General features: G+C 77.4%; 1 protein-coding gene and 1 pseudogene. Both read left to right on the top strand.

Annotated elements, in window-relative coordinates:
* Window positions 1-453: zinc-binding dehydrogenase (locus tag KS423_RS46760; protein ID WP_224285691.1), on the top strand; the 453-nt coding region annotated here is incomplete at its 5' end.
* A gap of 34 nt (window positions 454-487) precedes the next feature.
* Window positions 488-682: pseudogene (locus tag KS423_RS46755) on the top strand (hypothetical protein); the annotation flags it as partial.

Here is a 682-nt window from a genome sequence, read left to right as displayed (position 1 = left end):
GGGGCCGAGCTGACCGCCGTCACCGCCTCCCCGGAGCGCGGGCGGCGGCTGGTCGAGCTGGGAGCGGCCGAGGTGGTCCACGAGCCGGGCGCGGCACGCGGGCCGTACGACCTGGTGCTGGAGTCCACCGGCGGCGCCGCGCTGCCGCTCGCGCTGGCCCGGCTGGCCCGGCGCGGCACCCTGATCTGGTTCGGCCAGGCCTCCCGGACGCCCGTCACGCTCGACTTCTTCGACTTCTTCAAGGGCCCGGAGTCGGCGGTCGTCCGGCACTTCCACTACGCGGACTCGGACGTCTCCGACGGCGCCGACCTGGCCACCCTGGTGCGGCTGACCGGGGAGGGGCGGCTGAGCCCGGAGCTCGGCCGGGTCGCGCCCTGGGCGGAGACCGCCGCCGTGCTCACCGACCTGCGCGAGCGCCGGATCCGCGGCAAGGCCGTCCTGACCCTCGCCTGACCCCGCTCCGACCGATTCGAAGGGAACTCCCGCCATGCCCGACCTCTCCTTCCTCGACACCCCCGGCCTGCTGCCCGCCTTCGTCGAGGAGAACCGCCCGCGCGCCCACGGCGCCGGCCTGGACCCGTACGAGTACGCCCGGGTGACCGCCCCGCTGACCTCGCTGCGCGACTGGCCGGCCGCCTGCCGGGCCGCCGGCCGCCGGTACGCCGAGGCGGCGGAGCGGGCC

This window comes from Streptomyces sp. LS1784 (genome assembly GCF_020103755.1).
Classification (GTDB): domain Bacteria; phylum Actinomycetota; class Actinomycetes; order Streptomycetales; family Streptomycetaceae; genus Kitasatospora.
The sequence above is the reverse complement of the archived record's forward strand: the minus strand, read 5'-3'. Positions and strand labels throughout refer to the sequence as shown.